This window comes from Rhodothermaceae bacterium (assembly GCA_009838195.1).
GTDB lineage: Bacteria > Bacteroidota > Rhodothermia > Rhodothermales > Bin80 > Bin80.
Genome location: VXSC01000044.1, coordinates 17434 through 39982, shown reverse-complemented (window position 1 = coordinate 39982; position 22549 = coordinate 17434). Strand labels below are relative to the sequence as shown.

The 22549-nt window shown below is 49.7% G+C and carries 20 protein-coding genes; 8 read left to right on the top strand and 12 right to left on the bottom strand.

Annotated elements, in window-relative coordinates; genetic code table 11:
• Nucleotides 1-22 precede the first annotated feature (22 nt).
• The gene (locus tag F4Y64_09945) at nt 23-280 is read left to right on the top strand and encodes a hypothetical protein (GenBank protein MXX97920.1); all 258 of its coding nucleotides are present in this window, start codon (nt 23-25) and stop codon (nt 278-280) included.
• Nucleotides 270-1550 (top strand): ammonium transporter, encoded by a 1281-nt coding sequence (locus F4Y64_09940; protein MXX97919.1) that lies wholly within the window; start codon nt 270-272, stop codon nt 1548-1550. The genes F4Y64_09945 and F4Y64_09940 overlap by 11 nt, the downstream gene beginning before the upstream one ends.
• Nucleotides 1551-2006: 456 nt before the next feature.
• On the opposite strand, the gene F4Y64_09935 is transcribed toward F4Y64_09940, so the two are convergent.
• The 4 genes from F4Y64_09935 to F4Y64_09920 all read right to left on the bottom strand — a co-directional run bounded on the left by F4Y64_09935 (nt 2007) and on the right by F4Y64_09920 (nt 6974).
• Nucleotides 2007-2357 carry an STAS domain-containing protein gene (locus F4Y64_09935; protein ID MXX97918.1) on the bottom strand — a complete coding sequence of 117 codons (351 nt, stop codon included), beginning with the start codon at nt 2355-2357 and terminating at the stop codon, nt 2007-2009.
• Nucleotides 2358-2428: 71 nt separating this feature from the next.
• Nucleotides 2429-2851 carry an ATP-binding protein gene (locus F4Y64_09930; protein ID MXX97917.1) on the bottom strand — a complete coding sequence of 141 codons (423 nt, stop codon included), beginning with the start codon at nt 2849-2851 and terminating at the stop codon, nt 2429-2431.
• A complete protein-coding gene (locus tag F4Y64_09925; GenBank protein ID MXX97916.1) occupies nt 2848-5415 on the bottom strand; it encodes a SpoIIE family protein phosphatase in 2568 nt (855 codons plus the stop codon). The genes F4Y64_09930 and F4Y64_09925 overlap by 4 nt, the downstream gene beginning before the upstream one ends.
• Nucleotides 5416-6035: 620 nt before the next feature.
• Nucleotides 6036-6974 carry a DUF58 domain-containing protein gene (locus F4Y64_09920; protein ID MXX97915.1) on the bottom strand — a complete coding sequence of 313 codons (939 nt, stop codon included), beginning with the start codon at nt 6972-6974 and terminating at the stop codon, nt 6036-6038.
• A 46-nt stretch (nt 6975-7020) separates the two neighbouring features.
• Here F4Y64_09920 and pyrR point away from each other — a divergent pair, with 46 nt between their 5' ends.
• The 4 genes from pyrR (at nt 7021) to F4Y64_09900 (ending at nt 12468) form a co-directional block, all read left to right on the top strand.
• A complete protein-coding gene (pyrR, locus tag F4Y64_09915) occupies nt 7021-7578 on the top strand; it encodes a bifunctional pyr operon transcriptional regulator/uracil phosphoribosyltransferase PyrR (protein MXX97914.1) in 558 nt (185 codons plus the stop codon).
• A complete protein-coding gene (locus F4Y64_09910; GenBank protein ID MXX97913.1) occupies nt 7578-8528 on the top strand; it encodes an aspartate carbamoyltransferase catalytic subunit in 951 nt (316 codons plus the stop codon). The genes pyrR and F4Y64_09910 overlap by 1 nt, the downstream gene beginning before the upstream one ends.
• A 453-nt stretch (nt 8529-8981) precedes the next feature.
• Nucleotides 8982-11354: a TonB-dependent receptor gene (locus tag F4Y64_09905; protein ID MXX97912.1), complete on the top strand. Its 2373-nt coding sequence runs from the start codon at nt 8982-8984 to the stop codon at nt 11352-11354.
• Between the two features lie 10 nt (nt 11355-11364).
• Nucleotides 11365-12468, top strand: a complete 1104-nt coding sequence (locus F4Y64_09900; GenBank protein MXX97911.1) for a DUF4249 domain-containing protein — start codon at nt 11365-11367, stop codon at nt 12466-12468.
• Nucleotides 12469-12512: 44 nt separating this feature from the next.
• Here the strand turns inward: F4Y64_09900 and pckA are convergent, their stop codons facing one another.
• Both pckA and F4Y64_09890 read right to left on the bottom strand, forming a co-directional pair.
• Nucleotides 12513-14123, bottom strand: a complete 1611-nt coding sequence (gene pckA, locus F4Y64_09895; GenBank protein ID MXX97910.1) for a phosphoenolpyruvate carboxykinase (ATP) — start codon at nt 14121-14123, stop codon at nt 12513-12515.
• A gap of 77 nt (nt 14124-14200) precedes the next feature.
• A complete protein-coding gene (locus tag F4Y64_09890) occupies nt 14201-15937 on the bottom strand; it encodes a long-chain fatty acid--CoA ligase (GenBank protein MXX97909.1) in 1737 nt (578 codons plus the stop codon).
• A 166-nt stretch (nt 15938-16103) separates the two neighbouring features.
• Between F4Y64_09890 and moaC the strand changes: the two genes are divergently transcribed.
• Both moaC and floA read left to right on the top strand, forming a co-directional pair.
• The gene (moaC, locus tag F4Y64_09885) at nt 16104-16589 is read left to right on the top strand and encodes a cyclic pyranopterin monophosphate synthase MoaC (GenBank protein MXX97908.1); all 486 of its coding nucleotides are present in this window, start codon (nt 16104-16106) and stop codon (nt 16587-16589) included.
• Between the two features lie 27 nt (nt 16590-16616).
• A complete protein-coding gene (gene floA / locus F4Y64_09880; GenBank protein ID MXX97907.1) occupies nt 16617-17621 on the top strand; it encodes a flotillin-like protein FloA in 1005 nt (334 codons plus the stop codon).
• Here the strand turns inward: floA and F4Y64_09875 are convergent.
• From F4Y64_09875 to rpmE, 6 genes are all read right to left on the bottom strand, one after another.
• Nucleotides 17618-18856, bottom strand: a complete 1239-nt coding sequence (locus F4Y64_09875; protein MXX97906.1) for an HlyC/CorC family transporter — start codon at nt 18854-18856, stop codon at nt 17618-17620. The two genes, floA and F4Y64_09875, sit on opposite strands and share 4 nt — an antisense overlap.
• Nucleotides 18857-18871: 15 nt before the next feature.
• On the bottom strand, nt 18872-19714 hold the full coding sequence (locus tag F4Y64_09870; protein ID MXX97905.1) for a hypothetical protein: 843 nt from the start codon (nt 19712-19714) through the stop codon (nt 18872-18874).
• Nucleotides 19711-20064, bottom strand: a complete 354-nt coding sequence (locus F4Y64_09865) for a hypothetical protein (protein ID MXX97904.1) — start codon at nt 20062-20064, stop codon at nt 19711-19713. The genes F4Y64_09870 and F4Y64_09865 overlap by 4 nt, the downstream gene beginning before the upstream one ends.
• Before the next feature lie 2 nt (nt 20065-20066).
• On the bottom strand, nt 20067-20822 hold the full coding sequence (locus F4Y64_09860) for a PspA/IM30 family protein (GenBank protein ID MXX97903.1): 756 nt from the start codon (nt 20820-20822) through the stop codon (nt 20067-20069).
• A gap of 33 nt (nt 20823-20855) precedes the next feature.
• On the bottom strand, nt 20856-22217 hold the full coding sequence (locus F4Y64_09855; GenBank protein MXX97902.1) for a thymidine phosphorylase: 1362 nt from the start codon (nt 22215-22217) through the stop codon (nt 20856-20858).
• A gap of 71 nt (nt 22218-22288) precedes the next feature.
• Nucleotides 22289-22507 (bottom strand): 50S ribosomal protein L31, encoded by a 219-nt coding sequence (rpmE, locus tag F4Y64_09850; GenBank protein ID MXX97901.1) that lies wholly within the window; start codon nt 22505-22507, stop codon nt 22289-22291.
• Nucleotides 22508-22549 lie beyond the last annotated feature (42 nt).

Sequence of the window (22549 nt, the reverse complement as noted above, 5' to 3'; positions counted from 1 at the left end):
GAAGGAGAGACATCACATTTTGTTGACACCGACCGAAGGCCTTCCATTTAATATTCTCGATCAGCTCGGTGGCGATTTCGCCCACTACCCGAAGGTATTGGCTGACGTAAACGCTGAGCCCGCGAAACGTGGCCTCGAATCTTGGGAGTCCCTCAATGTCGAGGTGCCCATCGCCGTGGCCCATAGTACCACTTTCCCCCGGCTCGACTTTGTTGTGCTGATTCCCATTTTTATTTTGTATAATTCTGGAATCACTTCAATTTTTCAAAATGACACCTGAGACTCAGTTTGTTCTTAATTCGTTCGGTTTTCTTATTTGGGGAGCCCTTGTAATGTGGATGGCTGCCGGCTTCACGATGTTGGAGTCCGGGTCGGTCCGCACCAAAAACGCATCCGTGATTTGCCTCAAAAATCTAGGCTTATACGCCATAGCAGCCTTAGCCTATTATGTTATCGGTTACAACCTGATGTATACGGATGTGTCCGGTTTCATTGGGAGCTTTAAGCTGTTTTTCAATGCCACCCCAGAAGAAGTCGCTCTGGTCGGTGGAGACTCAAGTGTACATGAGGCGGTCGTAGACAGTGGGTATTCCCAAATGTCGGGGTGGTTTTTTCAGATGGTGTTCGTGGCCACTACCGCATCCATCGTGTCGGGTGCGTTGGCAGAACGGATCCGGTTATGGGCCTTTTTTTCGTTCGTGCTTGCTTTGACAGCTATTGTATACCCGATTGTTGGCGCATGGACTTGGGGAGAGGGTTGGCTGTATGAGCTAGGCTTTTCGGATTTTGCCGGCTCAACGATTGTCCATGGTACAGGAGGATGGGCTGCACTTGCAGGGGCAATCATATTGGGGCCCCGTTTGGGCAAATTCAAGAAGGATGGTAGCGTAAATCCGACGCCACCCTCTAGCGTCCCAATCGTTACTTTAGGTGTGTTCATTTTATGGTTTGGTTGGTATGGATTCAACGCTGGGTCTCAATTGGCTTTAGCAGGAACCACTGACTTAATTGCTGCTGCGGGAATTGTCGCCAATACAACCCTTGCAGGTGCTGCCGGGGTTTTTGCTGCGATTGTCGTTTCGCGTCCAATATTGGGTCGATTTGATATGTTTGCGATCTTGAATGGTGCGCTGGCTGGATTGGTATCCATTACAGCTGCCCCCACAATGCACCATCATGGGATTGCCATTCTCATTGGTTTTGTCGGTGGTATCGTTTGTGTCCTGGCAATCAAATTATTGGACAAACTGAAGATCGATGATGTTGTCGGTGCAGTGCCTGTTCATCTCTTTGCAGGAATTTGGGGAACGATTGCGGTTGCATTTACTGTGGATGGGACAAGCTTCGGGATCCAGCTTTTAGGGATCGTAGTAATCGGAGCTTTTGTTTTCGCTGTTTCATTTGCAGTATGGAAGCTGATAGATGTTCTTATTGGAACCCGTGTTTCAAAATCTGTTGAGCGTCTTGGACAGGATACTGCGGAGTTGGGTGTAGATTCCTATCCCGAATTCGTATTGATGCCAGAGGACTATGATGAGGACGAAGAATAGATGAGTCTATCGTAGTTCCTGCCGATTCTCTTTGGACTTTTGGATCTTGGGGGTGGCGGACCTCACTTCTGTTTGTGCTGGTGCTGGCGTGAGTCTGGCAATCAGACGGTCGTGTCGTACGCGCTAGCAGCGGGTTGGGATGAATTAAGGGTGGTCGTTATATGATCCGCCAGAGATGCAGAGGTACCGTGATGCTCCTACAATCAAAATGGGCTCGGCGCATTCATTTAAGCACCGTTCCGGCTCAAGGTTATCTGCCAAATAAAGCGAATCCCGTAACAGGTACGGGTTTCAATTGGTCGCGCAAATCCAGACTCACAATGGAGTACAGCCTCTACCGCAGGGCAGAATCCCGCCGAGCCACCACACCACAGAACGCCTGATGAGTAGGGAGCTCTTCTTCAAAATGAATGCAGCGAGATTTTATTAGCCACTGAGTCTCACAGACGCGGAGACCTAAGCTGGGTTAGCGTCAATCGCTGCGATACGATCCTTTACTACGGGAATGATGGTATCAAATCCGCTGATACTGAATATTTCCCGGATACTGTCACGCATGCTGCAAAGGATAAGCTTCCCCTGATTTGACCGAATACTTTTTGCTCCGATCAGTAATACGCGCATGCCAGAACTGCTGATAAACGATAACTTGGTAAAGTCAACAACAATATGTATCTCACCATCGTCGATGCGGTCCTTAATCATACGCTCGAACAGGGGAGCATTAGAACTATCGACACGTCCTACTGGGGTCAGTATGAGTACATCTCCTTCGTGCTCTTCAAGCACTTCAATATTGTTAGCCACGGTTGGTCCCTCCGTAAATTTTTTGGTTAGTCAGCATTACAATGTCTCAGGAATCTGAGACTCTCCAGGCACTAAGTTAAGTTATACTCCAGAATCAGGCGGTTGATACCATCAACAAACTCGTAGGAGAAGTTATCCGCCTGAGTTTTTACGAGATGGATTCCAAGCCCGCCAATCGGCCGGGCATCCAGTTCACTCGTCAGATCAGGTTCGGTGTCTTCTGTTGGGTCAAATTTGCCGCCATTTGATTCAACCACCACATGCACACGATTATCGCGAATGCTGAGATCAATGGCGATTTGTGGCTCAACACCTTCCTCGAATGAGCCGTGTACAAGCGTATTGGTAACGAGTTCTTCCAGAGCAAGATTTACGATAAAAATAGTCCGATGAGGAAGATCATGCGTCTCACCGAAGGTTTCTACCATTGCGGCAAGATCACGTAACTCTGATACACGCGCAGCAACCTGGACATGAAAATCGGTCGCAATCATGTTGTTTCTGTTTTTTGGGAATTAGTTTTTCTGTGAAGCACTAAACAAGTTCGATCATCTGCAGCTGCAGTCCCGTGGGAAAATTTACTGATATCATCCCATACGTGGTTCATGACTTCTGTGGGGTCGGAATTTGGAGCACCATCTAAAGATAGCTCAAGTCGGGTTTTCCCATAAATCTCTCCGGCAATATTGACCATATCCGTCAGACCATCCGTGTAGCAGAATAAAATTTCCCCGGGTTGCATTTGGATTACGCTCGAATTATAGTCAATTCCGTCCATTACTCCCATGGCAATTCCTCCAGTTCCAGATACGGTCGAACGCTGGGAATTGTTCAGTAAGTAGGGAGGTTCATGGCCTGCAGAAACATAGGTTACTTCTCCACTATCCAGATCCACCTTAGCCACGAGCACGGTTACGAAGAGTCCCATCGGGTTTTGCTGGCAGAGGCGATTGTTTGCATTCTGGCAAATTTGGGCTACATCTTTGCTTTCACTGGTTGCAAACCGAATTGCTGCCTGTGAAGCTGCCATGAAAAGAGCAGCTGCCACTCCTTTTCCAGATACATCTCCGACCACGCAGATTAGTGAGTTACCATCTTCGAAGAAGTCCACAAAATCCCCACCAACCTGCAGTGCAGGTTCCATCCGCGCAGAAGCCTTGAAGTTATGAAGATCCGCGGTTCCGTCCCTTACCAGAGCGGCTTGCACAACCATCGCCATCTCCAGGTCTTGATTGATGGCTTCCTGGGCAAGCCGGAGCTCATTATTTGCAGAGACAAGTTCGGAGGTACGCTCGGCCACTAGTGTTTCGAGCACTTCCTCACGACTGAAGACCTGGATCGTCATATCCTGGAAGACTCTAGCCAAAGATCCAATCTCGTCTGCACGGTCCAGGACGCTCCCAAGCAGTTCTTCATCGGGTTGTTCTCCGCTCTCAACAAAACGTGCAGATTCCGCAATTTTTTCGATGGGGCGCGTAATTAGGCGTGCTCCAACAAAGCTGCCAATTGCAGTAAATACCAACATCAATAGCGTGACAAGCAGTCCCTGACGGATACTATTCCAGATTCCAGCTACGGTATCGTCCAGGTTAATGAAGGCTAGGACGGTGCCGATCTGGTTTTCTCCAATTGCAACGGGCGCAGCAACCCAGAGTTCTCGTTGATTACGATCAATAAGTCCAAGTCGTGCGGCACTACTGGAGCGGCCACTTTCGGTTGCGGCTTCAATGATCTGGGTGGCAGTACTTGATCGCAGCTCATAGGGGTTACGCCAGGCTTCCTCCATTTCGGTGATATCATTTGTCTCGGAGTACTGGGCTGCTGCTGCCGTATTGCCGTTCGAATCGATAAACCAGAGTGCTTCGGGACGCCCCTCGCGAACAAGGACCTCTGCCTGCTCCTGATACACAGTATTCAAGATACTGGCACTATTTCCTCGGACAAGTGGAAGACCAACCTGAACTATGTATGGGCTACTGGGGCGAGCGACCGTGACATACTTGTACTGTGACGAATCACCACGATGAATTTTTGCCCCACTATGGTCCACCCACTGATTCGTCAATAAATCGTCTAGTTCCTCCTGATATTCAAGAGAAATAAGTCGTGATCCACCAGAGGCATTTTCGGAAAACAACACCCGGCTTTCACGGTCAGCTATCGTGATTTCGCCGACGGCAGTATGCTGTATAATTCTACGTAAGTCTTCCTCCAGAGCATCGACACTACGACTTGCAGCGATAGAAGCGACCACAAAGTGATCAAGGATGACACCGACCACCCGCATGTTGGCGGACAGGTTGCCCTCAATTACAGCAGAAACGTCAGCAGTTTCATCTGCATGGGTTTGACTGAGCAGCTCATCGTTGCCGAAATCCAATAAATTTCCGACCTGTACAATTCGTTCGTGGTCCACGCCATTGGTGCCAACATACTTGTATACGGCCCGATCTACTTCACGCACTTGCGCGGGCTGCGTAACCACATGAAATGAATCAGGTGGTATGTCCAACAGTGAGTAGAACTTGTATGCTTGTGGTTGCTCAACCGGGCTCTCCGCGAATCGGAAAGGGATCAGAGCACCGTCCGGTCCACGAACGTTGGTAAGGTAGGAGAGGGCTTCCCTGTCGGTAATCCAGAACTCATCTAATACCGTTTCCTCGGTAATGGAGGTTAGGATTTGAATCACGTAGGAGGTGTCGTAGTTGGCTTCGGCGGCGGCACTGACTAAAAAAGCAGCCGTGAACGCCTGGGCGGTCATCGGTGCGTTCAGGGACGCGTCGGCCGTCCGTGCTACGCTTGCAATAGAAATTTCGCCAATATCTGCAAAAACTTCAGAATATTGGGTTGCACTCTTTTCTGCGGTGCCACGGGCTTCCTCTCGCTGCCCATTCATCGAATTGGTGATGTATGTCGCAGACAAAGCCAATCCAGTGATCACGAGCAATCCCACGTTCGCAATGAAAGTCACCGTGGCCAAGCGATTCACTCTTGGAATGAATGGCTGGATCAACTTACCGAAAAACGAAAGGATATTAGAGTCTGAGCTTTGCCCCATAAATCACTCAACTTACTGCTGAAGTCTGCGCCCAATAAAGGTAAGGAAATGTTTTATTGAAAAAACGAGGAAAATATAGGGAGAAAATACCCAAATCAGCTCATTCAACGACTGCCTCGATGTTTGGCAGTGACCGAATTCTAAATCGGTGACACTCAAAAGTTTCATCGTAGGAGCACGCGCAGCTTCGCTTGGCAGTCTGCTGCTCCCCTTCGTTGCGCACGGTGCATAACGGGGATTTTGTCCAAACCTACGTTAATGGATCGGCAGTTGGAGACGGACTCGAATCGGATGCGGCAGGGAGAATCTGTTCTCGAGAGAGTCATCAATTCAAGGTGCATTTGCACGCTCAAGAGGAAACGGTTTCAGGGAGTACTGCCTACCAGGCTGCCACTGCTGTACAGCTTCGAGTCGGTAGCTCGGCAGGTTGAGTTCGAGAACCACATGGAGGTGTGCAAACCGCACATGTAAATACTCACGCGTGACGCGAAATATGCCCTAAAGTCGATGGTTGGATTCGACTCCTTCGGGTAAACGAAAGTCAAAGGAGGGTACTCTCGAGGGACCGCTCAGGGTAGACAACGGTTCTCCATTTCAGGCAGGACTTTGATCCCTTCGGCCTAATGTAGGGTCTTACGCTTATTCAAGTACGCTACAAGTGCTTTATCGTACGTCACGCCTGTATCAAGTTCGACATAATCGATGGTGTGTTTAAGGCATTGACGCTTGAGCGTCTCGGTAAGTGAATTCATACGCTCTATGTAGGCCTCACGCAATTGCCCGGGGTGGAGAGAGAGCTCTGAGCCGGATTCCATGTCTTGCAAAATCATAGGGTGGTCCGGAAGATTGAACAATTTCTCAGTTTCTTTTTCAAGTATGCGAAAGATGAGCACTTCATGCCCCCTGTGGCGCAAGTGCCTCAATGCGCGAACGATACCTTCCTGAGAGTCAGATTCTTCGATCAGATCTGAAATCACGACAATCAGGGATCGTCGCCGGACCCGTTCTGCAACTTGATGAAGTGCGCGTGCGGTTCCGGTATAGGTCTCTGTGCTTCTAGTTTTTACCAAGCGTTCCAGATGCGACAGAATTTCTCGTAAATAGCGCATCGTACTTCTCGGCCTGAGAAACGTCTGAAGTTCGGAGTCAAAGGATAACAGCCCGGTCGCATCTCGTTGCAGGATCATGAGGAAGTGCAATGCTGCCGCCAGATATGCCCCATATTCCAGTTTTGACAGGTGGCCCGTGTGGCGGTACTGCATGGAGGCTGATGTGTCCAGAACGACGTAGTGATGCAGATTTGTTTCTTCCTCGTATTGCTTGACATAATGACGGTCTGTTTTTGCATAGACCTTCCAGTCTACATGTCTTAACTCATCTCCCGGGTTATAAAGTCGGTGTTCTGCGAACTCAACCGAGAATCCGTGGTAAGGGCTCTTATGCAGGCCGGTAATGAATCCTTCAACAACCAGACGGGCTCGCATTTCCATGTTCTTCAGCCGGGACACCGTGATAGGGTCCAAATATTTGAGCGAGCTGGCTGAATTAGTATTTTCCATTGGGTGGAGGCGTTGAAAGATGCATGTCAGTGCTTAGATTATACGCATGAAACCTTCAGATATCGTTAAAGCGCGTTTGATGGACGCGCAAGATGTACAGCGGACAATCACTCGGTTGGCCAGAGAGGTTATTGAGTCTTGGGATCCCGATAGCGGGATTGCAATCGTCGGTCTGCATCGGCGTGGTGTCTATCTCGCATCAAGGCTACAGGCACTTATACGTGACTTGGAGGGTGTAGAAGTTCCTACGGGGACCCTGGATGTAACGATGTATCGCGATGATTTTCGAAAGAGACCCCGCATGGCACAAATGCGAACGACCGACATTCCGTTCGACGTAGGTAACCAACATCTGGTTTTGGTGGATGATGTGTTGTACACCGGACGCACTGTACGTGCAGCGATGGATGCAGTCACAGATTTAGGGAGACCATCGAGAATACAATTTCTCACGCTTATTGATCGAGGCCATTACGAATTGCCTATTCGTGCGGATATGGTTGGGCGTGTTGTCCCGACGATTTCTAGGGAAGAGGTGCGTGTGCAGTTTCGTGAAGTTGATGATCGTGATGGCGTCTGGTTAGTTGAACGGGGGGAAGACTGATGGAAGGTGCAAGCTCACAAACCAACTCAAAGATTCTCCAACATAAGCATCTACTTGGCCTATCAACGTACAGTGCCGGTGAACTTTATCTGATCCTTGAGACAGCGAAAGAATTCCGCCAGGTCTTGGAACGCCCGATCAAGCGGGTCCCGACCCTGCGCGGGTTCACGATCGCGAACCTGTTTTTTGAGCCATCTACACGAACACGTATCTCTTTTGAGCTCGCTGCAAAGCGGCTATCTGCAGATCTAGTCAACTTCGGCGGATCAGGATCCAGTTTGTCCAAAGGAGAGACCTTGCGTGATACAGCTCAGAATATTGAGGCGATGAAGGTAGATATGGCAGTGATTCGCCATAGTTCACCTGGTGCAGCACATTTTCTCACACGTTGTATTCAGGGAAGTGTTATCAATGCAGGGGACGGAGCCCACGAGCACCCGACTCAGGCGCTTCTTGATTTGCTGACAATTTCAGAGCACTATGAGTCCTTTTCGAATCTGCGTGTATCAATCATCGGGGATATTGCACACAGCCGTGTTGCGCGATCAAATATTTTTGCACTCACGACACTGGGTGCCCACGTCACGGTCTGTGGTCCCCAAACCCTCATGCCCGTTCACATAGATAAATTGGGGGTCAGAGTCGTGCATCATCTCGACGATGCACTCCAAGACTGTGATGTAGCGATAACACTGCGTATGCAGCGTGAAAGATTTGGGGCGAGTCTAGTCCCGTCTCTGCGTGAATATCATGCCCTCTATGGGCTAAGGGCAGATCACATGGAGCGGAGTCCGAATATGATTGTGCTACATCCGGGTCCGGTAAATCGAGGGGTTGAATTAGATGATGAAGTTGTAGAGCACGAGCGGGCTGTGATCCTTGATCAGGTCACGAACGGTGTTGCCGTACGAATGGCTGTCATTTATCTGCTTGCTTCTGGCACGAAGTGATGAATTGGGACGGTATCCTTGCGGTCCCAGCGTATTCATGTTCTCTTTTGCCACCGCGCCCGTTGTTTTACGGCAGGCAGTCGTTGTGTTACCTTGATGAGGAGAAAGATCAGCTATTCCGAGACATCCCTAATACTGAAGCCTACATTCAACACCATGGTAGCAGATGACGAGGGAGTGCTGTGGATGCGGTTCGGTTCCCTGAAGGGTTCGACTCAGAGCGAGCGGCTGATCATTGAAACTTCAACCAGCAATGTTGTTGCCGGTAGACCGTACGTTACCTCAAGTACGATTGCTCCGTCCTGGTTGCTGGAAAACTTCAATCGGGAAGGTTGTTGCCAGTGATGGTCAAAATCATGCCTGCTCGCCGGGAAATAGCCTATGATATCCTAAATGGAGAGGAGAATATGGTAGCGGAATGGAAGATTTGTCGCCCATGATCTTGGCTCAAAAATGATTGGTTCACACAAGATCCCGATCTTGCTGGTATTCATAGGTTTTGGTCTATGCCTGCCAGTTGTGTCTGCTCAGGAGAACCCCATCACAGTCAGTGGAACCGTAACGGATTCTGAAACCGGAGAGCTGGTCGTCGGAGCGGCGTTGTATGTGTCTACTCAAGACATAGGAGTCACGACCAATCAATACGGTTATTACAGCCTGACATTGCTTGGCGACAGCGTGAGCATGGTCGTCAGTCATGTCGCATATACTACGCAACGGTTGACCTATTCGTCTCAGGAGGACCTTGTCCTGGATATCTCGCTTGTGCCTGCTAGGCTCGCTCTGGGGGAATTGGAAGTGATTGCACCTGCCGAATCCGCACTGCAGACAACACAGATGAGCGGAGTAACAATTCCTGTCCAGGATATCGAGAATCTTCCATCGCTTCTGGGAGAGGCGGATGTATTACGCATCATTCAACTTCTGCCTGGAGTTCAGTCCGGTGTAGAGGGCTCAACGGGTCTTTATGTGCGTGGAGGTGGGCCGGACCAAAATCTATATCTCCTCGACGGGACCCAAGTTTATAATCCGAGTCACCTATTTGGATTTTTGGGTACGTTCAACTCCGATGCTATCAAGGATGTCCGTGTCCTCAAGGGGGGATTTCCGGCACGTTACGGTGGGCGACTATCTTCAGTGATTGACATCACCATGAAGGAGGGGAATATGAAGCGGTTTACAGGAACGGGAGCCATTGGGCTCTTGGCATCCCGTATGACACTGGAGGGGCCCATCAAGCGTGACCGCGCATCTTTTTTAATCTCCGCACGCCGATCCTATGCCGACCTGCTCGTCCGCCCCTTCCTCGATCGCGATGAAGAAGATTTTGGGTACTATTTCTATGATTTTAATGTAAAGACCAACGTGATTCTCTCACCCAATGACCGAATTTATCTAAGCGGTTATGCAGGGAATGATCGTTTGTACTCTTATTACAGGTACGAGGGGAATGACGATGAGGATCGAAGTGGGTTAAGCTGGAGCAATCTGACGGCGACCATCCGATGGAATCACATCTTCGGAGCACGGTTATTTTCGAATGTTTTGGTTGGCTATACCGATTACGCGCTGCTTGCTGACAGCGAATACCGATACGATACAGGGGGAACCTCAACTTCTCGATATAAAAACTCATACGAATCTGGTATTCGTGATTTGCATGCACGTGTGAATTTGGAATTCATCCCAAGTGCCAATCACAGCATCCGTTTTGGGGTGGGCGCACTGCAGCATTACTTCCTCACTGGTGCCTACGAGGAGGTCTTCAGGGTTGATGGTGCCATCACGGATTCAACATCTTCTCCTAATCGCCGCCTCCGAGCGGGAGAGTTCCAGGCATACATCGAAGATGATTGGCGTCTTAGTTCCCGGATCCGCTTGAATACTGGTGTGCATGCATCAAACTTTTTGATTGAAGACCGAACCTACGTCTCACTCGAACCTCGGATTGCGGCACTGTGGCGTTTGAACGCACAAACTAGTCTGAAAGCATCTCTTGCATACATGCAACAGTATATTCATCTGTTAGCAACGACTAGTGGATTATCTCTGCCGACAGACCTATGGGTCCCTGCAACGGCAAAAGTGCTGCCCCAAAAATCATGGCAGGTTGCAGGTGGAGTTGTCCAGATGCTCGCGGACCGAAAGCTCGAGCTGTCACTGGAAGGGTATTACAAAAAGATGGATAATCTGATCGAATATGAAGATGGTGCCAATTATTTTAATGCCACCTATGGGAACTGGGAAGATCGCGTGGTGTCGGGGTATGGGGTTGCTTACGGTGGAGAGGTCTTTATTCGGAAGCGGTCAGGGCGGACGACAGGCTGGATCGGCTATACTCTATCCTGGAGTCGCCGAAAGTTCGATGAAATTAACGATGGCCGTTGGTTTCCATATCGGTATGATCGCCGTCATGATGCCGCACTGGTAATCAGCCATAAACTCAACGCCCGGTTTGATATCAGTGGAACATGGGTTTATGGTACAGGTCAGGCGGTTACGCTACCAGTCGGACATCTCGTCGCTGAGTCATCCTCGCGGACTGTTTTTCCATGGACAAGAGGTGAGAGGACGGCGCTGTATCGGGTGCAGAGCGCCCGCAACGGCGCACGAATGCCAGCCTATCATCGGCTGGACATTGGGATGCGTATTCATCGAACAATGACACGCGTAAAGCGCACCCTGACCCTAGGTACCTACAACACGTACAGTCGAAGGAATGCAATCAGCATTTTTGCCGATAGTGCTGATAATGGTGATTTGATCTTCAAGAAGTTTTCGATACTCCCAATCGTGCCTTCCATCAGCTATCAGTTGTCTTTCTAGTTATGTCAAAATGCAAAGTGCTGTTCATATTGACGGCTGGTTACTTCAGGCAAGAAAAAAGGCTCTTTCAGCTTTTCTGGCGGACCCAGACAAAATGGTGATGAGGAATTCATTTTTAGCGAGTTGCATGATACGTCAATGGCCCACTCGGACCGAATTTAGCAGAAAATCAAAGTTGACCTCTTTCCGATTAATCTGGCCGATTGTAATGAGTATGGTCCTGTTGTCGGCCTGTGAAACGGTAGTCGAAATTGATCCACCGGATTACGACTCCGAACTCGCCATTATCAGCAAATTCTCTCCAGATTCGGTCTGGTCAGCGCGAGTCACAAAAACCCTTCCGCTCGGGAGTTTGGGTGATACAACAGATGCATTTTTAACCGACGCTACGGTAATGGTATATAGGGAGGAGTCGCTTGTTGCCCGATTGATACATGATGGAGGAGAGGATGGCTGGTATGTCTCATCACAGTTGCGCAAGCCGAGGGCAAATGTCTCCTACCGTATCGTTGTCGAAGCTCCAGGACTTCCTTCCGTATCTGCCATTTCGATGGCTCCTGCACCTCCAGTCATTTCAGATGCAGAGATCTCAAGATTGGACCCTACTGACGTGTTCGAAGATTCAGGGTATGTAGTCAGTTTTAGTTTGGAGAATCGCCCGGGTCTCAATTATTATAGTTTTGGCATTTTTCTTGGATTCCCTCTGGGCGGGACAACATATCGGGTTCAAGGTCTACCCATGCGCCATGACAGTCCACGCTGGTTCTGTTCATTTAGTGATGTCCTGAATCCCGTGTCCGTGGAAGCTAGTGATGACTTTGATTGTTCCCTTGGGGTCTCTTCTGATCGTTTTGTGGATGATCCAGACTTTGATTTTGATATCAAGGTGCAAATACCATCAGATTTGGGAAATCTTGAGGAAGCGACTCTGATCCTTTTCGTTACGGCTTTGAGTCCTGAATATGTGGAATACCATGGCTCAATTGAAGAGCAGGAGGATTTTGGTGGATTTGGAGAACCGGCCAATATATACACAAACCTTGAAGGTGGGCGCGGCATCTTCGCCGGTTATTCTGCAAGCCATCGTCTTTTCGATCTGGCAGTGATTGAGTAATCGGGGGTATCATGCCCGACGATTGATGACTAATAAGGCCAGAATCATCCGCCTCGGGGAAAATACACCTCCGATCCCTGGTTACTCAGAGGACCGGCAGACTGAACTTCGGGAGAGCATTTGCTGATGTACTGAGCAAAATTATCAGTAAAGAGAACTGCGAGGCGCTGGGCTGCTTCCTGATAAGCATCTGGATCAGACCACGCCTTCTCAGGAAACAGGAGACTTTTTGGCAGGCCGGGGCACGTTGTAGGAATTGCCAACCCAAAGATAGGTTCGCGTACTGTGGGTACATCAAGGAGGTCTCCATTATGGATGGCATCAATGATCGCGCGGGTATACCGAAGCTGGATTCGCTCATTTCGATCCCCGACCATACCGGTATTGATAAGCCAGACATTGACCTTATGTTTTTCAATGTTTGTCGCCAGCAATTCAGAATATTTTGCGGGGTGCCATACCAGAAATGCCGCACCAAAGCACGCAGAAAAGGTTGCCACCGGTTCATTGACCCCTACTTCCGTTCCTGCAACCTTGGCGGTATAGCCGCTGATAAAGTGATACATTGCCTGTTCGGGACTCAGGCGCGCAATTGGTGGCAGAATCCCAAAAGCGTCAAATGTGAGGAAAATGATATTTGACGGGTGCCTCCCTACGCAGGGAATCTGCGCATTCTGCATAAACTCAATGGGGAAACAGGCACGGGTATTTTGGGTCAGGGTCGTGTCCGTATAGTCCACGGTGTGTGTGACCGGATCGAAAACAACGTTTTCCAGAACAGTACCAAAGCGGATTGCATTGAAAATCTCCGGTTCTTGGTCAGCAGACAGATTGATGGCCTTGGCATAACAGCCACCCTCGATATTGAAAATCCCATTTTCTGTCCAGCAATGTTCATCATCACCAATCAGTGCACGGGCAGGATCCGCAGACAATGTGGTTTTTCCCGTTCCCGAAAGCCCGAAAAAAAGAGAGACGTCACCTTCCCTTCCCTGATTCGCCGAGCAATGCATAGACAATACCCCTCTGCGGGGCATGATGTAATTCATGATCGTAAAGATGCCTTTTTTCATCTCCCCGGCGTACTGCGTACCTAGGATGACCATCTCCTGATCTTCGAAAGAAAGATCAATGCTGGTTTTAGAGGACATATAGGTCGTGTGGCGATTGGCTGGAAACATACCGGCATTGTAGACGACGTAGTCCGGTTCGCCAAAGGCTTTCAACTCCTCATCGCTGAGCCGAATCAGCATATTTCGCATAAACAGGGCATGGTACGCTCGTTCGCAGATGATGCGCACCTTGATACGGTAGCGGGGATCCCATCCGGCATAGCCATCCACCACATAGAGTCGTTCGCGGGTATTGAGATAATCGCGAGCCCTCTCCCGATTGATTTCGAAGGTATGCTGATCAATAGGCAGATTTACAGAACCCCACCAGATATCGCTTGCGCTTGGAGGCATCTTAACGATGCGCTTATCCCGAGGGCTGCGGCCTGTCCTTTTTCCACTTGTGATGGCCAGTGCACCACTCTGTGTAATTGCTGCGGTGGCTTCATTGCGCAGAGCATCCTCGTACAGTACTGCCGGAACCACATTCCGTCGAATATCCTTGACTTCAATGCCAAAAGGAGTCAGGTCAAGTTTCATGATTAAGGAAGAAATATCACGGCCGTGGCATACGGCGATGCTCCATATCCGTTGCGCGGGAAAGTGATGAATATCGCTGACTAGGACGAGTAAAGTCCGTCAATTTCTTTCTGATATTTTGCAAATACATTCTTCCGCCTCACTTTCAGCGTGGGTGTGAGTTCCCCCGTATCAATGGTGAATGGATCAAGGATCAAATGAAACTTCTTCACCTGTTCCCAGGGCGGCAGATCTTCGTTCACTTTATCGATTACGGTCTGGACTGCGTTATTCAGGATCTGTACATCCGGCTCAGATCCGTAAGCATTTTCTACGTAGGCGGCATCTACGACGATCAGAGCGGCACAGAACTTGAAATCAGGGCCAATCACAACGGCATGCTCAATGAGAGCATCCGAAGCCAGCTTTACCTCAATTGGCACGGGAGCAATGTATTTTCCGGTAGAGAGCTTAAAGAGTTGTTTTTTTCGATCAGTAATGTATAGATGGCCATCTTCATCAAGCTTCCCGATATCGCCGGTGTGCAACCATCCGTCATCGGTAATCGTCTCCGCGGTCTCTTCGGGCATGTTATAGTATCCACGCATAATATGCGGCCCCCGGGTCAAAATTTCTCCATCTTCAGCAATCTTCACTTCTACATCTCGAATCGCGGTTCCGACCGAGCCTGGACGAAGTTTTTTACGCTCGTAGAGGGTAATTACGGGAGAGGTTTCAGTTAGACCGTATCCCTGGCCACAATAAATGCCCAAGCCATTGATAAAAGCCTGCACCTGAGTTGACAGTGCAGCACCCCCGCTGGTCAGTGCCTGCAGATTTCCACCAAAGAGTGTGTTCCGTACTTTACTGTAGACAAGCTTGTCCGCAAGCTTGTCCTGCAAACCTGAACTGGGGTTTTCAAGATCAAACCGTTCCGCGCGTCCAAAGGCCCACCGGGCAATCAATCCTGGGATTCCTTTCTCGGCTACGGCTTTGGTCATGATACCTGCATGAACCTTTTCAAGCAATCTAGGCACCGTCGTCATGTGTGCCGGGCGCACATGTTGCATATCCTCCATCAACTCATCGGTCGTTTCAATGAAGTAGATGGGACAAGACTGGGAGAGATAGAAGGTAGAGGCAACGCGTTCCAGCGAATGAGACAGGGGAAGAAAGGACAGGACACGTGCGGGAACATCGAACGGTAAGCGTTCGGCCAATGCAAGTGCATTGGTCGTCAAATTCCCGTGTGTGAGCATAACCCCCTTGGGCTGACCAGTAGTACCGGACGTGTAGCAAAGTGTCGCCAGGTCGTCGCTGCTCACCGCCGATCTGGTTTCATTGAGCAGATCTGGTGTCTCGGAAAGCTGTTTTCTGCCACGCTCAATCAGATCCTCCATGGTGAACATATCATCGGTGTATTTGCCGAGGATTCCCATCACCCATTTCAAGTCTGAATTTACCATCATCTCGCTGGGACACCGATCATACAATTCCTGAGACGATACGATATATCCATGCACACCAGCATCACGAACAATGTGTAAGATTTGCCCTTCGGGCTGGGTGGTATAGATAGGCACGCTGACTGCCCCCAGAGATAACAGTGCCTGATCAGCAATGAGCCATTCAGTGCTGTTTTCCGAGTGGAGAGCAACCCGGTCCCCTTTTCGTATGCCCAGGCTGTAAAAACCTGCAGCACAGGCATCCATACGCTCTCGAAATGTAGCCACGTCCGTATCGATCCATGTTCCCTTCCTTTTGGTAGAAGAAACAATGCCAGAGTTATGGGTCAGGCCAAAATCAATTAAGTCACAGAGGGTCGAAATATCAGTCATAGTATCAGCGGAATTATTGCGATATCACCTCACATCCAGGAGTGTCCTACCCATTCAGGGGATACTTCAGATGTGATTACGTTACATTAGGGTGAATTGTACGAAAATTTTAGGACAGGGACAAAAGAACCCCTGTCAGGTATCAGGTAATTCATACGATTCTAGAATGCCGGAATTTACTCATCTGGAGGATGAAGGTGGCATCCACATGGTAGACGTTTCGAGGAAGCCTTCCTCGACACGCAGTGCCTCCGCGGAGGGGGTTATACAATTAGGTGTTGATGCATACACGGCACTGACGCAGAAGCGTATTGCCAAGGGGGATGTACTAACTACAGCGCAGCTAGCTGGAATCATGGGGGCGAAAGATACTGCCCGGCTGATTCCATTATGCCATCCGATTCCATTGGATTCGGTCGTACTTTCGTTTTCGTTTGATGAAAAGACGCACGCTGTTAAGATTCAAGCCAAGGTTACTTCATGCGGACGCACCGGAGTGGAGATGGAAGCATTGACGGCTGTGTCGATCGCTTCGTTATCCATCTATGACATGTGTAAATCTATTTCGAAGGCAATACGTATCACTGACATACGACTAGTATCCAAAGAGGGTGGTGTGCGTGGTCGCTATTCAGTTGACAGTACTCCGTAACAGAAAAAAAACCTGTAGACGAAACAAATGGAGAATTTATTGAACTTTGGCAGTTTTTTCATTATTCTGCTGATCCTTTTTGGTGCTATCCTGTTGTTGTACTTCGTTCCGGTACGACTCTGGATCACGGCAATCTTCTCAGGTGTTCATCTGAAACTTTTCCGCGATTTGGTCGGAATGCGACTCCGGCGGGTCCCACCGGATCGGATTGTAAAGCCGCTCATCACGGCGCACAAGGCTGGGATTCCCTCTGAAACTCCAAAACTGGAGGCACACTTCTTGGCGGGAGGTAATGTCCAACAGGTCATCAATGCGCTGATTTCGGCAGACAAAGCAGACATTGACCTGCCGTTTGAGCGTGCAACGGCGATAGATCTTGCAGGGCGGGATGTATTTGAGGCGGTTCAGGTTTCCGTGAACCCGAAGGTCATTGAAACCCCACCCATTTCCGCAATCGCGAAAGATGGGATCCAACTTCGTGCCATTGCGCGTGTGACTGTGCGTGCCAATATTGAGCGGCTCGTGGGAGGAGCGGGTGAGGAAACCATCATTGCTCGGGTAGGGGAGGGCATTGTATCCACCATCGGGTCATCTGACTCGCACGCTGCTGTGCTAGAAAACCCTGACATTATCTCCAAGACTGTACTAGCGAAGGGACTAGATTCGGGGACTGCATTTGAGATCCTTTCCATTGATATTGCGGATGTAGATGTTGGCGAGAATATTGGTGCGAAGCTGCAGACGGATCAGGCGGAGGCAGATCTGCAGGTTGCGCGGGCCAAGGCGGAGGAGCGGCGTGCCGCCGCCGTCGCGCTTGAGCAGGAGATGATCGCCCGTGTACAGGAAGCTCGTGCTCGTGTTGTAGAAGCCGAGGCAATGGTTCCTGAAGCAATTGCAGAGGCGTTCCGCAAAGGCCAATTGGGGGTGATGGATTATTATAATCTGCGCAATATTGAGGCAGATACAGATATGCGCTCGGCAATTGGTGGAGATGCGGAGTCTACCGGTGAGGGCAAGCCCCCATCATCCTAATCGATAAGGGAGAGCTGGACGAGCTCGATCCGATTTCGTGAGGCTTTAAGAATTTCGATTCGGAAGGTACCAACGATCAAGCGGTCGTTCGGGGAGGGAATTGCGCCGCTGTGATCAAGAATAAACCCGGCGATAGTTTCAAAATCTCCCGTGGGGATTGCTATATCAAAGCGTTCATTGATTTCATCAATTTCGGCTTTTCCGCTGAATCTGTAAGTACGGGGTGCTGTTTCGCTCATGGTTATCTTCTCCGTATCAAACTCATCCTGAATATCACCGAAGAGCTCTTCCAGAAGGTCTTCGCGTGTGATCAAGCCGGCAGTTCCACCGTACTCATCAATGACAATCACGATAGATCGGTGACTGTCCCTGAATTCTCGAAGAAGCTCTTTGGCAGGCTTCGATTCTGGAACGAATCGGGCAGGGCGCACGACCTCGTGTAAAGTCTTGGGGCTATCAAATAAATCGTAGGCAAAGGCAATGCCCACAATCGTATCAATGTTTTCCCGGTAGACTGGTATTTTGGAATACCCGCTCTCAATGCAGATTTGCCGAAAATCTTCGAGAGAAGTGTCTTCCGAAATAGATATGATCTCCGTACGCGGTGTCATGCATACTTTCGCGCGTTTTGCGTGCAGCCCAAAAACATTGGTAAGCATCTCTGTTTCCTCGGCGTCAAGGTCAAGAGATCCGCGCTCCACATTCTCCTCGATCATTTTTTCGAACGAGCGGCGGGAAAAACGGGTAAGCTGATCAGATGCACCACCGAGTCCCTTGACAAGTAGCTGTGATGTCCAGCCAACCAGGAGGATGAGAGGTAGCAGTACGATATAGGTTGCGACAAGCGGGATCGCGAGAAAAAAGACCGCTCGATTTGCAGTCTCCCGCATGATAGTTTTGGGTAGTATCTCGCCAATCAGCAGCACCACAATCGCAGCGATGAGTGTCTGAACAATCAACTGCGGGCTCTCACCGGTCACATAGCGGGATAGTGGTTCGGCCAGAACGAGTGCCATGGCGGTGGAAAAGATGACCAGTGCGATATTATTGCCGACCAAAGTGGTCGTCAGTAGTCGTGTAGGTGATTCGAAGAAAAAAGTGACCAGATGCCCGAGAACACCGCGGCGCCGTGCACGCATTTCGACGCGTAGGCGGTTCGCGGCGACGAATGCGATTTCTGTGCCAGAGAAGAACGCACTCAAAAAGAGAGTACTAATTATTACAGACAAGGCCATGCGTGAAGCAGGCGATCAGGTACGGGATCTGGACTGCAGTGCCGGAGCCTCCCAGTCATTCTCACTTTCCTCTGGTCCAAATACAGATTCAATTTGAGAAACAGATGCTTCGGTTTCCTCAACCTCGGAGAGAAGAAGGTCGAGCTGGTAGGTGATTTCCTCAGGGTTATTCAGGGTTAGCGACTGTTCGTGAATGTACTTCACGACATCTTCAATTGTAGCGACCTGCGCTTCAATCATTTCCAGTTGCTCCTGGGTCTGTTTGAAGCGTTCTTTGCGCTGTTCCAACACCCTCAGTCGCCGAAGTTTGATGTTGCGAATGGGTTCAGAGGCATTTTCCAACTCTAATTCAACGGCAGCAATTGCCGTGGTAAGCTCCTGTTCACGTTTGTGTTGACCAAAAGAGGTGTACCGTTCCTGCTGAAACATGAGTTTCAGGCAGGAAGTCATGAGTCCTTCGATTTTGCCGGTATGACTCTCCAGGATCCCCTGAGATGCGAAACTAAATTTGCGGTAATTCGCCTGCAATTCTTTTTCCAGATCTTTTAACCGAATGTAACGACGCTGATTTACCCGGCTGAGCTGCCGATACATCTCACGCTGAGAAGGAGGTTTAGCAGCAATTGCTGCATATTTGGCACGGATAAGGTTCCGAAACCGTTTGTGACGGGGCATATAACCCAAGATCAATAGTTCAAAGGCAATGATTGCGGTCAATATGGATTGAAAGAGCGTATCTCCTACTGGTCCTCCAATAGTACTGAGTGCGAGTGCAGCCCCCGCCCCAATGGTAAGGAAGGATAAATTCCACGGATGCAGGAAGGTCTCGCGGGTATAGTTGATCTCTCCCTCTTTCATGCGTCTTTGTCGGGAGTATCAGCCTTTAATCTGGGACCAATGGTCTTGGTGGGAGGATCGGAGGTTTGAGCGGCCGCATCCAAATCAGCAGCCGACGTTTTCTCTTTTGACAGTTCGTCTTCTAATGCAACTTCGAGACGGGCCTCATTCAAAGCTGTCTCAGCATCCAGTCGTGCCGTAAATTCGTCTGCAGTATCTCCCGCGCTAGCCAGAGTGTCCACCATCGCACCCAGAGCACTGTTGATTGCCTGTGTTTTCTTGGCGGACTCAATCGTACGACGGATCTGCTTACGCTCTCGAAGCTCCTTGATATATTGTTCTTTAAGACGTGCGCGTTCCTCTTCAGGCATCGCTACGATTCCCGGTTGCGTGTACGCCCCATGGTCTTTTCCTCAGGGCTCTCTACATCAATACGTTCAGGATCCGTTGTTGGTTCAGAGAGCAGCCCCATTTCACGTTTCATCTGGTTCACCAGTTCGGCAGCTCGCAAATCTTCAGCCTCTTCATCCAAGCGGATTGCCTGCAGATCCACGGAATCCATGGCAACTTCAATACGTGCTTCATTTTTGGCCGTTTCCTGATCCAAGCGTTGGATCATTTCATCGTGCGTCTGATCAATCCCGCCTACTTCGAATTTCTCAAGTGCATCGGCAACATTTGCTTGCCATTTTGCACGCTCGCTTGCACGCAGGGCCTCTTGAGCAGCATCAATCTTCCTCTGGCGCTCACGCATGAAAGCTTTTTTAACCTGTTGCGCTTTATCATAGGCCGCAGTTGCATGAGCAAGCTGTTCCTGGGTTTTTACTAGATTTGCCTGGGCAGTTTCAAATCGAACTGCATGTTGCTGTGCAAGGTCGTCACGTCCACCTTGGATTGCGGACTGGATCTTTGACCTCAATGTGTGCACTTCGGACTGGACACGTTTGAGTTCTTTTTGCAGGAGGATTACATTGGCCTTTACGGTCGCAATGTTCTCGTTCATTTTCGGAACCTGATCATTCAGTTCCCGGATATTCTGCTCCAGAATTAGCTTGGGGTTTTCCAGGGAAGAGATAGCGCCCCCAAAAATTGATCGAATTGCACGTTTGAATCGGGTCCAGAGAGACATGTTAAAAAGGGGATTAGCTGAACTGTAAGATACCTAACTCTGCGAGATTAAATTATGTTCTCGCGAATCAGATGCCCATCCTTCAAAAGTGAGGCGGTCAATAAGAATGTTTGGTTTATCAACGGGTTTTTTCGAGAACGTAAAGGCGTCAAAGATACTGTGTGCAACCTGCTCAGGTTGATCAGTCTTTCGAGTATAGAAGCTTGCCAGCGGTTGACCGGGTGTGGCTCTTTCGCCTGGACGCAGGTGTAATACGATCCCAGCTTCAGGATCAATTTTGTCATCGATCACCAGTCTTCCGACTCCAAGGCTGTTCCCGATTTCGGCAAGCGTGAAAGCATCCACGTCACTCACGTATCCACTGATATCCAGCGGGACCGTGACGGTCTGAGGCTCCAAGGTACGCATACGAAGCGCAGGATCATGAATGACAGCAGGGTCTCCACCCTGGGCCTCGACAATCTTCGCCAGAAAATTCAGTGCGTGGCCGGATTGCACTGCAGCCTGTGCCATTTCCTCACCTTCTCCAGGTGACCCAGCCAAATCCGCGAGCGCAATCATTTCACCGCTCAGCTTCAGCGATAACTCAAGTACATCTTCGGGACCTTCCCCACGTAGGCAGTTGATGGATTCTTCAACCTCAAGCCAATTCCCGATGGCCTGCCCTAGGGGAATGTTCATATTGGTGAGCCAAGCAATCGTACTCATCCCAAAGTGTTCTCCAACGTTTACCAGGGTCTCAGCAAGCTCTCGTGCCTCTTCGTTCTTTCTCATAAAAGCGCCGCGACCGAGTTTCACATCAAGCACCAATCCATCGATGCCTTCTGCCAGTTTCTTACTTAGGATTGAGGCGGTAATGAAGGGGATAAAGTCGACACTCGCAGTCACATCCCGCAGGGCATACAGCTGGCGGTCAGCCGGCGCGATTTCCTTGGTTGCTCCAATCATTGCTACGCCAAGCTCACGGATCTGGCGGTAGATATCATGGATTTGCAGGTTCGTACGAAACCCGGGGATAGATTCCAACTTATCAAGTGTTCCTCCAGTATGTCCTAGAGCTCGGCCTGAGATCATGGGTACACGAACCCCGCACGCCCCGACAATGGGAGTGAGCACGAGTGAAATTTTATCTCCAACTCCGCCCGTTGAATGCTTATCAACTACGGGAGTGGAAATGGCAGAGAAGTCTAGGATCCTCCCAGAATTCAGCATGCACTGGGTCAGTGTGATCGTCTCATTCAGGGCCATGCCACGCAGTTGTGCAGCCATCAGAAACGCTGCCATCTGGTAATCAGGGATACGCCCTGCGGTATATCCTTCAATCAGATACTGAATCTCGGCGGATGAAAGCTCTGAGCCCTCACGCTTCTTCTTAATGATCTGGATTGCATCCATGACTGTACGAAACACGAAAGGCGAACCAGATCACGGTCCGCCCCCTAAGACATTCAAATACGCAAAAGCTATTATTTGCTGGCACTTTTTTTGCCGTACCTACGATGAAATTTTTCGACGCGACCTGCGGTGTCTACGTATTGCCGACGTCCCGTATAAAATGGATGATTTGTACTGTCAACGTCGGACACATACTGCTCGGACGGCATCGTTGACCGCGTTTCAAACTCGGTCCCATCGGCGAGGCGCACCTTGATCGGGCTGTAGTCTGGATGGATTCCCTTTTTCATTGATCGATCTCGTATCAGGTATACACAATAGCCCCGCTCTAA

Coding starts and splice junctions, on each gene's coding strand:
- F4Y64_09940 (MXX97919.1), top strand. CDS start 270: ATGACACCTGAGACTCAGTTTGTTCTTAATTCGTTCGGTTTTCTTATT.
- F4Y64_09930 (MXX97917.1), bottom strand. CDS start 2,851: ATGATTGCGACCGATTTTCATGTCCAGGTTGCTGCGCGTGTATCAGAG.
- F4Y64_09925 (MXX97916.1), bottom strand. CDS start 5,415: ATGGGGCAAAGCTCAGACTCTAATATCCTTTCGTTTTTCGGTAAGTTG.
- F4Y64_09920 (MXX97915.1), bottom strand. CDS start 6,974: ATGGAAAATACTAATTCAGCCAGCTCGCTCAAATATTTGGACCCTATC.
- pyrR (MXX97914.1), top strand. CDS start 7,021: ATGAAACCTTCAGATATCGTTAAAGCGCGTTTGATGGACGCGCAAGAT.
- F4Y64_09910 (MXX97913.1), top strand. CDS start 7,578: ATGGAAGGTGCAAGCTCACAAACCAACTCAAAGATTCTCCAACATAAG.
- F4Y64_09905 (MXX97912.1), top strand. CDS start 8,982: ATGATTGGTTCACACAAGATCCCGATCTTGCTGGTATTCATAGGTTTT.
- F4Y64_09900 (MXX97911.1), top strand. CDS start 11,365: ATGCAAAGTGCTGTTCATATTGACGGCTGGTTACTTCAGGCAAGAAAA.
- F4Y64_09890 (MXX97909.1), bottom strand. CDS start 15,937: ATGACTGATATTTCGACCCTCTGTGACTTAATTGATTTTGGCCTGACC.
- moaC (MXX97908.1), top strand. CDS start 16,104: ATGCCGGAATTTACTCATCTGGAGGATGAAGGTGGCATCCACATGGTA.
- floA (MXX97907.1), top strand. CDS start 16,617: ATGGAGAATTTATTGAACTTTGGCAGTTTTTTCATTATTCTGCTGATC.
- F4Y64_09875 (MXX97906.1), bottom strand. CDS start 18,856: ATGGCCTTGTCTGTAATAATTAGTACTCTCTTTTTGAGTGCGTTCTTC.
- F4Y64_09870 (MXX97905.1), bottom strand. CDS start 19,714: ATGAAAGAGGGAGAGATCAACTATACCCGCGAGACCTTCCTGCATCCG.
- F4Y64_09865 (MXX97904.1), bottom strand. CDS start 20,064: ATGCCTGAAGAGGAACGCGCACGTCTTAAAGAACAATATATCAAGGAG.
- F4Y64_09860 (MXX97903.1), bottom strand. CDS start 20,822: ATGTCTCTCTGGACCCGATTCAAACGTGCAATTCGATCAATTTTTGGG.
- F4Y64_09855 (MXX97902.1), bottom strand. CDS start 22,217: ATGGATGCAATCCAGATCATTAAGAAGAAGCGTGAGGGCTCAGAGCTT.
- rpmE (MXX97901.1), bottom strand. CDS start 22,507: ATGAAAAAGGGAATCCATCCAGACTACAGCCCGATCAAGGTGCGCCTC.